The organism is Petralouisia muris (assembly GCF_004793545.1).
Taxonomy (GTDB): domain Bacteria; phylum Bacillota; class Clostridia; order Lachnospirales; family Lachnospiraceae; genus Petralouisia; species Petralouisia muris.
The window spans coordinates 80,091-93,283 of record NZ_SRYA01000017.1 but is presented as its reverse complement, the minus strand read 5'-3'; the positions used below and the strand labels follow the sequence as shown (position 1 = coordinate 93,283).

Sequence of the window (13,193 nt, the reverse complement as noted above, 5' to 3'; positions counted from 1 at the left end):
AGTAACACAAAAGGGGAAAATACAAAATAAGCTTTTCCGGTTTATCCGGGTTAGGGAAGAAGGCTGAGAAAAGATGATTTTCGTTATCTTCTGCGGCTCAAAGAACCGCCCTTTCATCCCTCAGAGAACTGTCGGGACAGGAATTCCTTTCTGAATTCCTGTCCTATGGAGTATCCGGGAAGCAGCGGAGGAGATTACCGGGAAGGGGCCATAAGAATCTGCACCAAAAGCGGACGCCGGACGGTGCTGTCTCTGTACAAAGGACATTAAATTTATCCGGGAAAGCTGGGCCAGGGAATGGAGAATTCAGAGACAGCCGGTGGCGCTGGGAAAACAGGGAATCGGTTCGGTGCGGGGCATCTCTTCCCACCAGGAAAATCCTTTTCTGGCATTGGCAGAGCGAAATGCCAGCCAGGTCGGGCTTTAGGTGTCTGCCAGTTCTGCCTTGCCGACAAAAGAGTAATAGATTTCGATTTCCTATCTGCGGAGCTTCCCCGGCGTTTCCCGTCAAAGGCTTCCGTTTTGTGGATAACGATTTTTTCACAAACTCCCGCAACAGGGTAGGGGTGAGTTCCTCAAAGCTGGTGTACTTGCGGTACCATTTTCATAAACTTTTCAGCGTTCGCCGTGGCTTCCAGCGTTTTAGAAAGTTCGCTCTGCAAAGCGACGGCTTTCTCTTTCAGTTCCTTTTGCTCGGCTTCGTAGTCTGCCGAAAGTTCCCTGAAACGCTCGTCCGATATGCGCCCGGTCACGCTGTCTTCGTACAGCCGCTTGAAGATAGCGGAGAGTTCCGCAATCCGCACAAAAGAGTATGCCGGAGAACAAGCCCACTTCATCATAGCGGTTGGGGCGTTTGCGCTGCTTGCCTAGCTCTTGTACTCGCCGCCCACTTGCACTCATAGCCGGGGTGGCAGCGGCGGGTTCTCCCTGTCCGGCGGTATTCCAGCGTTCCCGGCGCGAGGATTTCCTGTTTCGTAAGTATACGGGCTGTTCTGGTCGGGCCGTTCCCCACAAGGCATAAGCTGTATATCTGCTTCCCCACGGGGCGGCTTCTTCGTCAATGATGAAATTTTCGTCCTCGTCCATGAGGTAGCCGTATACGGGCTTGCTTGTGACAGGCTTCCCACTCATGCCTTTTGGGCGTTTTACCGCCCGGATTTTCTTGCTCGTATCCCTCACCAGCCATTCGTTAAAAATGTTGCGCAGTTAAAACGGATTTTTGGGGACGTAAAGGATAAATAGTGAATCGGCTACCCTTTGAGGGCGTTCAAAAAAGCCTTGATTTACGGGGGTTGAAGTATCCTAAAGCGTGACATTTATCCCTCTGTTTCTGCTTGCGCTGTGCGGTTTCCTCTGTGTGAGCTTTTGCTGATACCCCGGCTTGCGTGGTGTGGCTTCTGCCAACTTTGCAGCGATATTTCGCTCTCAATATTTTTAGTGCCATAAGCGGGGATTTTGCCAAAGCTGCGGCGATATTTCTCCCTCTGGGGGTTATTCAGGTTTTAGCTGGCTAAAATTCTGCAAACTGGAATTCTGATAAGACACTTTTTATAGCATTTATTAACTGTTATATTTTATCTTCAAAAAGTCCGCAAACCCTTGAAAATGCTAAATTTATAGCAAGTGAGTTTGCCCTTAGACTTTCCCTTGTGTTATATCCTTTTCCCTCATGTTACGAACTCTCATAAGGGCAAAAATATGGGAAAGAAAAACCTGTAACAAATTATAACATAAAATGAACAGGACAGGAAGAATTGATTGGAATGCTTTCAAAAATTACTCCAAAACTCAAGAAGAAAGGACGAAAAATATGAGGTTTATTCATGCAACATATAATATGCTCCATAACAGTATTGATGTAACCACTTTTGACGGATATGTTTTACGGATAGACTGCGGAAAAGCGGAAAAAGGATTAAAAACAACGCCATGTTCTGAATGTGCCTTAAATGCTTTGGCTATAGACAACCCACTTGAATATGCAACACTGTATCTTGATGGTGGTATGCAGACGTGGGTAGATGCGGAAGATTCATTAGAATTGTGGTAATATATTTTTCTTGATACATAGGACAAGGCAAAATATATTACCAATTCTCTTTTTATTCGTAAATAACTGCCCGTACTTGCATCATCTATAAACGACGCTTTTCAATGATAAACCATTATAAACTATTTTAGAAATAACTTGTTAATTCCCACCGCTCAATACTATACTGCATAGATGCAAAATAGTCTACAACTTGCAGACTATTTTGTATCCATCATTTTTGCCACTTCAGACTCCAACGTTTCTATTGTAGGAAGACTGCGTTGGTATTGTTTGCTGAGCGCATTGCTTAATTCGTATCCTGCAATACCAATCGGCTGTGAAACTTCTTCCAAAGAATATTCCGCCACAACATTATCCTTATCCTTACAAATAAGTAAACCTATTGCCGGATTATCGCCATCTCCTGTTAATTGCTTATTTACTGCGGTAACATAAAAATTTAATTTTCCAACATACTCCGGTTCAAATCTCTTTGTTTTAAGTTCCACGACAACATAACAATGAAGTTTTATGTGATAAAACAGCAAATCAATATAAAATTCACGCTCTCCAACTTGTAAATGCACCTGACGCCCCACATAGGAAAAACCTGTTCCCAGTTCCAGCAGGAACTGGGTAATCTGATTTACCAGAGCATCTTCCAATTCTTTTTCATCATAATCATCCCGCATTGTTAAAAAATCGAAACTATATGGATCTTTTAATGTCTGTACAGCCAAATCAGAAGCATTGGCAGGAAGTTTATCCTTAAAATTCGTAATGGCTTTTCCCTTACGCTCATATAATCCACTTTCAATCTGATGTTCCAATACATCCCGACTCCAATTATTTTCCAAAGTATACTGTGCATAAAAAACAGCTTCACGCACATCTTTACATTTAAAAATAATACGCTGATTATGTCCCCACGGAATTGTTGTTATCAGCCGGAAAATATCATCAGACTTCAATTCGTCTACAACCTGTTGACCATTTACAGCTTCTGTATAAAAGCGATACCATAGCCGCATCGTTTTCAAATTCGTTTCTGAAAATCCTGCCATATCAGGAAAGGTCTTTTTTAAGTCAATACTCATTTGCCGCAAAAGACCTTCTCCCCACTTTGAATGTTTCTGCCGATTTACGATATCCTCGCCAATATGCCAATAAAGTTCTAATAGTTCTCTATTCACTTTAATAGATGCTTTAATCTGACTGTTTCTAATCCTGTCTTTAATCAAAGCAATCCATTCTCTGTATTCATCAGTCACGATAAATTTTACCTCTTGCTTTTTGATGCCGGCTTTCATCTTTTCCTCCATAGTATGTATCAATTCATCATAAAATCATTCATTGTCAGATACAAATTATCTCTTATCCTTCCAAAAGGTCAAATACATTTGCGTAACACATTCCATCATGCCCAGCAAAATATGCATTAAGAAAAATACACTGATTGAAATGAGCCATTTTATAGCTGATGCCGGAACAATCAGGGCTAAAAATACATATGCGATTAATATCATCATATAAATAATTTCTACCATAACATAATATGAAATATTAGACAATAAGACTTGAAACAAACTGAGTTGCTCGCCACCAAGCTTTTTATAATGTATCTCATTTGACTTTTCACTTTTCAATTTCCTTATATTTTCGTTATCAGAAGAAACTAAAATAGTTATTATGGCTAATAAAAAAGAAACCAAAGTAGCAATTCCACTTATTTGAATACCGACAAAATCTGAAAATATCGCTTCGATGTCAACGCCATCTCTAACATCTATAGCAAAAGCGCCTATCAATACAATGATACCAGTTGCTAATGGAATAAGATATTGCCTCCACAGTTTTCGCCTCGTTTTTATATAATCTCTGATTGGCAGAAATATAAATAAAGTTTTCATATTTTATCTCCTATTTGTTTCAATGAATTCCTGCGCTTTCTTAAAAAAGTCATAACTATCAACCTCGTCGGTTGTGCTTAAACGTCCAACAGAAATAAAATTTTTCATTTTTATCAAATCCGTAGATGCTTCAAAACTTCCATGCTTTTTGGAACCACTTGCCTTAATTCTTTTTATCCTGCCATCCCCTTGCATAGCCTCATAATATGCCTTTATTAAATTATCTGGAAATTTTCCACCCTTTTTCGGTGTTTTTATCCTGATTTCTACATCATCCGCAATATCGGAGGTTCTTCCCGCAAACAACATGAATTCATTTGGCAGACTATCCTTATATACTGTAAGCGTAAGCGCCGATATTGTTTTTGCTTCTTTAAGAGAAGTCAAGAAATCGTCTCCCGGCATAATTTCATAGGATACTTCATAATGATATTGTTCTTCTGTTTCCTCATTAAATCGTTTAAAGCATTCGTTCAAATAGTTTATGATACAATTTATTGTGATGCCGTAATAATTACTTTCATGCACCGCCAAGTAGCGTTGTTGCCCCTGTGCTAATCTAATACAAAGATGTGTCTTTTCTTCATCTCCATCCCGCCACTGTTTTCTTGTTCCTAAAGGCTCCATTGTTTCTGTATTAATTTCATTACGAACATGATTGTATTTTGCTGATTTAAAAGTAATATTATAATCTCCATTTCCCATGTCTTCAAACGAATCCAGCCATACAACTTTTTCAGCAAAAGTCAACTCTTGTCTTCTGTCTTTCAGACTCTTTTTCAAAGTATATTCCAACATTTTTGAAAAAACATTCGTAATTTGCGCAATGTCATATGTAGATGTGTCCGATGCTTCTTTTTGTCTTGTAATAGCAAGATAATAAAAATAGATTAAGACCTTTTTATCATTTTCTTGAGTACCCATATTTTTCTCCTCAATGCTTACAATATTTCTTTTAACAGTTTCCAATTCTCGTCTTTTATATCATTTGAGTATTCTTCTGTACAGATACATAATTCAGAACTTTGCTTATCCTGACGCACTATACCCCCATGAAGATTATACTTATCCAGATATTTTTTTAATACCGCAAATTTCTTAGATGTAAATTTATCAATGTCTTCGCTGTGTCCTGATTTAGAAAAACCGCCTTTTGTTTCTATAATCCATGTATTTCCTTCTGTATCATGGACTATATAATCGGGATAAAAAGATTTTTGTTTTCCGGCATTATCTTCATAAACGATAGAAAAATACTCATTTCCTTTATCTCCGTTTTTGTAGAACCATTCTATATGATTATTGGATTCACAGTATTTTTCAAAGATTTTTTCAGGTTCTGATCGAACTTCCGCTGAAGCCCTATACCCTTTATATACATTTTTTATCAGTTCCATTTGATCTTTAGCGCTGCCGTCATACGCAAACATATAATTCAATGGGAAACTCCACGGTTTTTCCGTTATCATATTAGACTCTATTTTTATTTGTGCAGTTTCCGATGCCATTGCAATACGGATATCATCAATCAGACGGGGCTTATTATTAATGACAAATGCATACAATTCTCTGATTTCTAATATCAAAAGAGTATACTCTGAACGCAAATCTTTCAAAAATAATCTACGCACGATGGTATTCATATTATTGTAGTCAAGACCAACCTTCATTCCGATTTCAGCAACACAATGATGGTATTCTTTTCCATGTTTGTGCGTCGTTAATTTTTCCCTGATTTTTATTTCATTCAAATTATCAAATTCTTCTTTGGACAAAGTAGCCAGTTCTCCTGACTTGGTATAATCTATAATATCTGTGTTGAAATCATATTTGTGTGCTTCTAACTTTTTTCTGTTTTCTACAGCTTTACCATCCAGATTGTATTGGCTGGAAAAATACTTCTTTATGACCTTTAACGCCAATTTTGCATCTCTTGGGAAAGGAACATTTGTCTTTTGCTGGCAAATAAGGGTAAAGTGACTATATTCACGTTTCAAAGTCAAGTCCCTTTCTTCCAAAGCCCCTTTCCCTAAACTCCTTTTTACATTTTCTGTAAATTTTTCATCCAAAGTATAAAGATAACAGCAGTCCAGCAAATCGTCTTCATAATGTTTTGCTTCCGGCATCCTGCGGATTCTTCCAATTGTCTGAATCTCAAATGTTTCACTCATATTTTCACGCAGTTTGACAAGTATATGCGCTCTGGGACAGTCCCAGCCCGTTGCAATAGCTTGCTTAATAATTACGACTATTGATTCCGCATTATTTTCTGAAATGGACTCTAAGTTTTGTTTCTTATCTGCAAGCCATACCGCTAATTGATTATTTTCATATGTAATTCCTTGTGCAGAAAGATAGGTTTCGATGCTTTCCAATAGAACATCAGACTTATTGGGTAACTGAACAACTATCAGTGGATTTACGGGGGCTTTCCTTCTCAAAAATTCCGAATGTAATTTGCGGCGTTTTGTAAGCGCCTTATCCATAAGATAAGAAACCTGATCTTCAACGCTTATATTCTGTTCAAAATTCTCATTAATAAGCAGCAATTTTTTTATTAGCCCTTCTGCAATAACATCTTCTTCCAGAATTTCAATTAAATATGCATCCTTATAATTCTTTGGTGTTGCAGAGCATCGCACAATCTTATCAGTTTTAAAATAATCAATAATTTCTTCTGCCTTAATAGTATCATTTTGGTGAGATTCATCTACAATAATTTTAAATGTCAGTCCTTCTTCTAAGGCATGGTAGATGTAATCCAAAAAATTAACTCGTTCACTGTCTTTTAACGCATTATTACCTTTTTTGGTGAGTTTTTCCCAATTGATAAAGCAGCAGTCATTTTGTTCAAATCCGCCTGCCATAACGTCGCATAACAATTTTGTCCGGCTTCCATGAATATATCTGTCCATCTTTTCCTTGCTCTGTTCCTCAAGATTTCCCTTCCCCGGAGTAAGCCAAATAAATACCTGATTGTTATAACTTTTCAGATACTCGTCCATAAAGTGTGTTAAAATAATCGTTTTTCCACTTCCAGTACAGCTTTTCAAAATGATTTCTTTTTTGTCACACTCCATTGCCTCCATCAAGTCTGCAATTGCTTTTAATTGGAAATCTGCCAACTCTATGTTCATATTCAGCCCTCCAACTCCCTATAGTAATAATCAGGAATGTTATTTATCTTAATATTTAATTTTCGCACCTTTTCTGCCTGTTCACCAGAAAGAAGTATATCATGTCCTAAATAAATTATTTTGCAATCTGAATCCTTGTTGAGCCGATTAATATAATCGTCTGCTTCTTTTTCGGTCAGGATAATTGCAATTTCTGAGTTATTTATAAAATCAATCCCATTTTCCAGTTCTACCAGTTCACGGATATGCAGAAGCAATTCATCAGCATACTCATAATATAAGCGGTCACTAATCGGAATATAGTCGATTTTGTAATATTTTAGGCTTTCAACATATTTTTCCTTTTCAATTACTCTTTTCAGACGTTCATATGTTACATCTTTACAAATATTATTTTCATTATTGGTACAAAGGATAATTCGGCGATTGCTTTTCTTATTTTCTGCATTATATCGAAATAATGCCTGCCCCGTCGTTCCGCTTCCTGCAAAGAAATCAAGTATAACAGCATTTTCTTTATTTATTGTTCCAATAGACATAATATATTTCAAAAGTTCTACTGGCTTAGGATAAGGGAATGCTTTTTTTTCAAATAATTCCCCCAAGTCTTTTGTCCCCTCTTTTGTCATTCCCACAAAATCAGGCAATTGGGTTGTTGTAGCAGAAATACCAGCAATATTTCCCGTTTTTTTCAAAGCCTTAGCTTCATCTTCATCTTTAAAATACCTTAATTGAGGTTTTGATATTTTAAGAAATTCATAATCACCCGGAAAGACTATCCTGTTTTGCTCCAAATAAAACTCAAAGGTTTCTTTTGTAATTGCCCAAGTCCTATTTACATTTGCTGGAAATTCCTCACCATTTTTAGGATTAACCATAGTAAAAAAGCTATTGGGACGTTCTTCTGCCGTTGTCTGTTTTGTTAAATCATGTATTCGCCAAGGTCTGTTGGGAAAATCTTCTGTTTCATAATACTTTCGGCTATTTTTTCGTTTTGTAAAGGCATTAAACATTTCACTTTTGGCATAAACCAAAATCCACTCATAATCTTGAGAAATTCCAAAGGGGACATCTGTCTTTGCGGTACGTTTCCTCCAAGGTATCATTCCTGCAAAATTCTGTTCTCCAAAAATGCAATCACATAACAACTTCAAATTAGCTTGTTCATTGTCATCAATGCTTATAAATATAGCGCCTGCATTATGTAATAATTTGTGTGCAATTTTTAACCGTACTTCCATAAATGAAATCCATTTTGAATGAATATATCCATCTGATTTCGTAATATAATTGTCATCATATTTAAAATCATCCACTCCTCTGTTATATGGTGGATCAATATATATTAAATCAATTTTTCCCTTATGTGTTTTCTCCAATAATTTTAATGCAGACAGATTATCACCTTCTATTAAAAAATTCATCTGTCCGTTACCTTTATCAATAAACAACTCTTTGTCTTCTTCCAATACAGGCGTATGCGTATCAAGAATATCATTTATCTTTTCTCTATGTTCTTCAAAAACTAAACCATATTTTTTCCCATTGACATCTTTTTCTATTTGGTTTAAATATAATAGCAGATTTCCGGTGTTTTCATCTTGCGGTGCTGAAGCTATATACTTTCGTATCTCTTTTATTTTTTCTAATAGGTCATCTCTCTTTTTCTTTGAAATGTTTATACTCATTAGTTCCTCCACAATATTAAATGTATCTATATCTTGCACTTGACTAATTTTACCATAAAGCTAGTAAAAATAACAGATTATTGCGGAATTATTTTGTGCAATAGCGTGAAATAAACTCGTTAGTTTTTATGTAATCCATCGAAATTTCGATGGATTAGTCATCGTTCCAAAACGATATACGGATTATATACATAGATGCTGTTGATAAAGAAAAAACATTTTAATTACAAACGATTCCTGCTCATTTTTACACCCATAAGCCGCACCTGCTTTTCGACAGCCTCCACACTCTGCGCCAACTGCTCTATCGTGCCTGTACGGTTTTCCGGCTTGATTTCCGGCTGTATCAGTTCCTTTGGGTATTCCTGCCTTGTATGGATATCCATATAGGATTTCAGACAGTAATAATAGCCTTCATTCCTGCTATCTTCAAATACAGGGGAAACTTCGCCCCTTAAGGTCTGCCACCGCATAAGGCGGGGAAACCAGCACAGTCCGTCCATGATGATTTCCTTAAATGAATTGAGCAGCTCCCCAAGTGCGGTTAGCAAGCCGCGAAAGCTGTTTCCTGCCTCTATATCCGCCCCACGCTCCACATGGTTCGCAAATTCCTCAATCAGCGGCGCAAAAGGTAGATATGACTGTATAAACTGTTTTATCTGCCGAAGTGCCTTCAGGAAGATATTGGAACTTTCAATCTCCTCGTCCAATTCGTCCAATTTCCTCTGTGTAGTGGACTTTTTATGGTTCAGGACGAGAATGTCAGCCTCCAGTCCTATTTTATCCGTTGATAGTTTTTCAATCTTTTCTTCCTCTTTTGCAACTTTGTATTCCGCAACCGTCAGGTCATGGTTTTTTCCCTTTTTCTTTTCCCTTACTTCCTGTTGGAAGATGGCTTTCATATAGTGGTTGGCATCTGCCCGCATTTTATCCTGCAAAACTTCCGACAGGACTTGGGGCGTGAATACGGATCGCTTTGACACTTTTGTTGACAAGCCACGCTTAAATCCTCTCCCCACCGGAACACCTACAACGTGCATATGCGGGCTTGCCTCATCAAAGTGAACCACTGCATTTGCAATCTTAAAATCCGGCAGATACTCCTGCAGTTTCAAAAGGAGCTGCTTATAGACCTGTTTCATAAATATTTTGTCACCGCTGTTCTGCTCCCAAAATTTTTTATCCCCGCATTGTATGATGACTTCCACCGCCATGTCCTGTTCCGTTTCAGATACATGTTCAAAATAATCGCCAATCCGCCTTTCCGGTCTTGTCTGCCTTGCATTGTATTCATGCAGTGCGGCGTCAAATTCTTTACGGTATACATTTTTCACGTCCTGCATGAGATTGGTTGTCCCATAAAGAAGTGCAATGTTATCCCTGCTGTAATCCTGCGAATGGTATTTCCTCAGATTGTGTTTTGCAACTCCGGCGAGTTTTGCCTTGCTGTTGATTGCGCTTTTCTTATTGCTGATGTGGTTGCTGAAAGAAATCTCTCCCATGTTTTCCTCCCTGATTTCACGTTGAAGCAGTGCGGTTATCATCTTGGCTCCGCCATAGATGATAACCCCCTAGCAGTATTGGCAAGCCAATACTGCGGGGGCTCTCCGAGGGTATCCAGTGAAATGTGCTTTCAGCATATTGGAAACAGTTTTCCGGCTGTTCAATGCTTATTTTATTGGCAATCCTTTTATTTCTGCCCTTCTTTGTTATCCTCATCTGTCCCAAATACACTGGTTATGCTGAATTGCATTTCCGCTGTTTCCGGCGGTCAACTGATTTTCTTCAAAATGATTGCACTTTTTAAGTTCATTTTTTGCGGAACATATATCACAGTTTTTTCAGTGAACTTACTTTTTAAGTTCATTCTTCAAAAGTGACTGCATTTTTTGAGTTCATTTTCCAAAAATGATTGTATTTTTTAAGTTCACCGCAACTGTTCGCCTGACTCTTATACCGCCGTCTTTCTTGTGACGGTTTTGACATTCCCCCTGTCCCTCAAATCCCTCCCCTCATTGACAGTCATAAACAGTTCCAAAATATCCTTTTTGATAAGTACCTTTCTCCCCACTTTCAGTACAGGGAGTTTATCCCATTCCACCAGCTTTCTCAGTGTGTTCCGACCGATGCCTGTGTAGTCTGCCGCCTCCTCAATGGAAAGGGCAATCTTCATTTCCGTCATTCATTCTCCTCCTCTCAAATTGCATTATGCAATTTTTATAGTATGCTTACTATACATCATTTATATTTCCTTGTCAAGCGTTATGTGATTTTAAAAATTATTTTTAACTTGCACATTGCAATATTGCTTTTGATATGGTATACTTTGACCATACCGATAAAGGAGGAAACCCAGCATGAAAGACAAAGAGCTGCGCCGGATAATCGGCGGCAGGGCAAAACAGCGGAGACTGGAACTGGGCGTCAACCAGCCTTATGTTGCTGAAAAAATGGGCGTTACCGCATCCACCATTCAGAGATATGAGGCAGGAACGATTGACAACACCAAGAAACTCGTTCTTGACGGTTTGGCAGACGCACTCCATGTTTCCGTAGAGTGGTTAAAAGGCGAAACGGAGGAATACGAATCTGACATTACGGATAAAAAGGAAATGTTAATACGTGATGCCATGTCCTCCATTCTTTCAAAGCTGCCTTATGACATGGAAACTTCCGAATCAGACTTTTCAAAAGACCTGTTGCTGCTGATGCTGCAGGAATATGAGCTGTTTGTGGATTCGTTCCGCCTTGCGTGCAGGAAGTTTAAGGGTAACAAGGAAAGCGCACAGCTTGCAAAGACAATGGGATTTGAATCGGACAGGGAATATAATGAAATCATGTTCCTGCGGGAGATTACTCACACTGTAAATGCCCTTAATGATATGGGCGACATAGTGAGGCTCTACTCCAAAAACCCTGATGCCGCCGCTGAAAGGCTTTCCAATCTTTTATCAGAAGATTCCGATTCGGTATAGCAGGACAGCGGATTTTATGCTATCCTTATTTTCAGAAAGCATTCCATCAGTTCTGACTGCCATATCTGTTCAATGATTACATACGCAGAAATGCGTTCATTGAAAGGAGAAACGATTATGGCAAAAGGATCAGTACGGAAGAAAGGAAAGAAATGGTACTACCGCTTTTATGTGGAGGACGCAAGCGGAAACTTGGTACAGAAAGAGTGTGCAGGAACAGAAAACAAAAGCGAAACGGAAAAGCTGCTAAGGCAGGCAATGGAAGATTACGAAAGCAAGAAATTCATTGCAAAGGCGGACAATATCACCCTCGGACAGTTGCTTGACACATGGGCGGAGGAAGAATTAAAGACAGGCACATTAAGCAATGGCACTGTCGGTACTTATTTACAGGCAATCAACCGCATTAAACAGCACCCTGTAAGCAGACGAAAGCTAAAAACGGTTACTTCGGGGCATTTGCAGCAGTTCATGGATATCATGTCTTTTGGAGGCACGATTGAAGATTTTGTTTCCAAAGGATATTCCAAAGACTACGTAAAGTCATTTTCCGCAGTATTACAACAGTCATTCCGCTTTGCGGTGTTCCCGAAACAGTACATTACGTTCAATCCCATGCAGTATGTAGTCATGAGGCATAAAAAGGACGATATGGACTTGTTTGCGGAAGAAACGGACACCGATAACGGCAAAGTCAATCCACTGTCATTTGAGCAGTACCAAAAGCTGATTGCACAGCTTGGCAAGCGGAGCAAAGACGCAATCCTACCTGTACAGATAGCCTATTTCACAGGTCTCAGGCTTGGGGAAGTGGCAGGACTGACTTGGCAGGATATCAACTTTGAGGAACAATGCCTGACAGTCCGCAGAAGCGTCCGCTACAATGGCGCTACCCATAAGCACGAAATCGGCTCGACAAAAAGGAAGAAAGTGCGGATCGTTGATTTTGGGAACGCCCTCGCTGACATCCTGAAGAAAGCAAGGAAACAGCAGCTTAAAAACCGTATGCAGTATGGCGGACTCTACCACAGGAATTTCTACAGGGAAGTTACAGAGAAAAATCGGGTACATTATGAGTATTACAACTTGGGAATGGCAGAGGATGTGCCGGAGGATTATACGGAAATCTCCTTTGTATGTCTGAGGGAAGATGGCTGTCTGGAACTTCCAGCCACCGTAGAAACAGCCTGCCGGACAGCGGCAAGGAAAGTACCGGAGTTAGAGGGGTTCCACTTCCACACATTAAGGCACACCTACACAACAAACCTGTTATCAAACGGGGCGCAGCCAAAAGATGTGCAGGAACTTTTAGGACACTCGGACGTAAGCGCTACCATAAATGTCTATGCACACGCTACAAGGGAGGCAAAGAGGGAATCTGCAAAACTCTTGGATAAGGTTGTGGGAATGAATTAAAACTGAATAAGAAAAACTTTCCCTTGTAACCTACC

The 13,193-nt window shown here is 39.1% G+C and carries 12 protein-coding genes and 1 pseudogene; 5 read left to right on the top strand and 8 right to left on the bottom strand.

Features of this window, described 5'->3' with window-relative positions:
• Positions 1–165 precede the first annotated feature (165 nt).
• Both E5329_RS32540 and E5329_RS10310 read left to right on the top strand, forming a co-directional pair.
• The gene (locus E5329_RS32540) at positions 166–270 is read left to right on the top strand and encodes a hypothetical protein (protein ID WP_408634651.1); all 105 of its coding nucleotides are present in this window, start codon (positions 166–168) and stop codon (positions 268–270) included.
• A complete protein-coding gene (locus E5329_RS10310) occupies positions 266–427 on the top strand; it encodes a glycoside hydrolase family 36 N-terminal domain-containing protein (RefSeq protein ID WP_135989459.1) in 162 nt (53 codons plus the stop codon). Before E5329_RS32540 ends, E5329_RS10310 begins: the two co-directional genes overlap by 5 nt.
• Here E5329_RS10310 and E5329_RS10305 read toward each other — a convergent pair.
• Positions 424–1,206, bottom strand: a pseudogene (locus E5329_RS10305) (DUF4368 domain-containing protein); the annotation flags it as partial. The gene E5329_RS10310 and the pseudogene E5329_RS10305 sit on opposite strands and share 4 nt — an antisense overlap.
• 604 nt (positions 1,207–1,810) lie before the next feature.
• Between E5329_RS10305 and E5329_RS10300 the strand changes: the two are divergent.
• The gene (locus E5329_RS10300) at positions 1,811–2,050 is read left to right on the top strand and encodes a DUF6061 family protein (RefSeq protein WP_135989458.1); all 240 of its coding nucleotides are present in this window, start codon (positions 1,811–1,813) and stop codon (positions 2,048–2,050) included.
• A 200-nt stretch (positions 2,051–2,250) separates the two neighbouring features.
• Here E5329_RS10300 and E5329_RS10295 read toward each other — a convergent pair whose 3' ends face one another.
• The 7 genes from E5329_RS10295 to E5329_RS10265 form a co-directional block, all read right to left on the bottom strand.
• A complete protein-coding gene (locus E5329_RS10295; RefSeq protein WP_135989457.1) occupies positions 2,251–3,342 on the bottom strand; it encodes a PDDEXK nuclease domain-containing protein in 1,092 nt (363 codons plus the stop codon).
• A gap of 57 nt (positions 3,343–3,399) precedes the next feature.
• Positions 3,400–3,942, bottom strand: a complete 543-nt coding sequence (locus E5329_RS10290) for a hypothetical protein (protein ID WP_135989456.1) — start codon at positions 3,940–3,942, stop codon at positions 3,400–3,402.
• Positions 3,943–3,945: 3 nt separating this feature from the next.
• Positions 3,946–4,866: a hypothetical protein gene (locus E5329_RS10285; RefSeq protein WP_135989455.1), complete on the bottom strand. Its 921-nt coding sequence runs from the start codon at positions 4,864–4,866 to the stop codon at positions 3,946–3,948.
• Between the two features lie 17 nt (positions 4,867–4,883).
• Positions 4,884–7,079: a DEAD/DEAH box helicase family protein gene (locus E5329_RS10280; RefSeq protein ID WP_135989454.1), complete on the bottom strand. Its 2,196-nt coding sequence runs from the start codon at positions 7,077–7,079 to the stop codon at positions 4,884–4,886.
• Between the two features lie 2 nt (positions 7,080–7,081).
• Positions 7,082–8,767: a site-specific DNA-methyltransferase gene (locus E5329_RS10275; RefSeq protein ID WP_135989453.1), complete on the bottom strand. Its 1,686-nt coding sequence runs from the start codon at positions 8,765–8,767 to the stop codon at positions 7,082–7,084.
• Positions 8,768–8,991: 224 nt separating this feature from the next.
• Positions 8,992–10,311 (bottom strand): plasmid recombination protein, encoded by a 1,320-nt coding sequence (locus E5329_RS10270; RefSeq protein ID WP_275443166.1) that lies wholly within the window; start codon positions 10,309–10,311, stop codon positions 8,992–8,994.
• 407 nt (positions 10,312–10,718) lie between these two features.
• Positions 10,719–10,949, bottom strand: a complete 231-nt coding sequence (locus tag E5329_RS10265) for a helix-turn-helix domain-containing protein (protein ID WP_016278992.1) — start codon at positions 10,947–10,949, stop codon at positions 10,719–10,721.
• Positions 10,950–11,124: 175 nt separating this feature from the next.
• Between E5329_RS10265 and E5329_RS10260 the strand changes: the two genes are divergently transcribed.
• The gene (locus E5329_RS10260) at positions 11,125–11,742 is read left to right on the top strand and encodes a helix-turn-helix domain-containing protein (RefSeq protein WP_135989452.1); all 618 of its coding nucleotides are present in this window, start codon (positions 11,125–11,127) and stop codon (positions 11,740–11,742) included.
• Between the two features lie 117 nt (positions 11,743–11,859).
• Positions 11,860–13,158: a tyrosine-type recombinase/integrase gene (locus E5329_RS10255; RefSeq protein WP_135989451.1), complete on the top strand. Its 1,299-nt coding sequence runs from the start codon at positions 11,860–11,862 to the stop codon at positions 13,156–13,158.
• Positions 13,159–13,193: the final 35 nt, after the last annotated feature.

Excerpts from the sequence above, each read along its gene's own strand:
- E5329_RS10275 (WP_135989453.1), bottom strand. The coding sequence starts at position 8,767 with ATGAGTATAAACATTTCAAAGAAAAAGAGAGATGACCTATTAGAAAAA.
- E5329_RS10260 (WP_135989452.1), top strand. The coding sequence starts at position 11,125 with ATGAAAGACAAAGAGCTGCGCCGGATAATCGGCGGCAGGGCAAAACAG.
- E5329_RS10300 (WP_135989458.1), top strand. The coding sequence starts at position 1,811 with ATGAGGTTTATTCATGCAACATATAATATGCTCCATAACAGTATTGAT.
- E5329_RS10285 (WP_135989455.1), bottom strand. The coding sequence starts at position 4,866 with ATGGGTACTCAAGAAAATGATAAAAAGGTCTTAATCTATTTTTATTAT.
- E5329_RS10295 (WP_135989457.1), bottom strand. The coding sequence starts at position 3,342 with ATGAAAGCCGGCATCAAAAAGCAAGAGGTAAAATTTATCGTGACTGAT.
- E5329_RS32540 (WP_408634651.1), top strand. The coding sequence starts at position 166 with ATGGAGTATCCGGGAAGCAGCGGAGGAGATTACCGGGAAGGGGCCATA.
- E5329_RS10255 (WP_135989451.1), top strand. The coding sequence starts at position 11,860 with ATGGCAAAAGGATCAGTACGGAAGAAAGGAAAGAAATGGTACTACCGC.
- E5329_RS10280 (WP_135989454.1), bottom strand. The coding sequence starts at position 7,079 with ATGAACATAGAGTTGGCAGATTTCCAATTAAAAGCAATTGCAGACTTG.
- E5329_RS10265 (WP_016278992.1), bottom strand. The coding sequence starts at position 10,949 with ATGACGGAAATGAAGATTGCCCTTTCCATTGAGGAGGCGGCAGACTAC.
- E5329_RS10290 (WP_135989456.1), bottom strand. The coding sequence starts at position 3,942 with ATGAAAACTTTATTTATATTTCTGCCAATCAGAGATTATATAAAAACG.
- E5329_RS10270 (WP_275443166.1), bottom strand. The coding sequence starts at position 10,311 with ATGATAACCGCACTGCTTCAACGTGAAATCAGGGAGGAAAACATGGGA.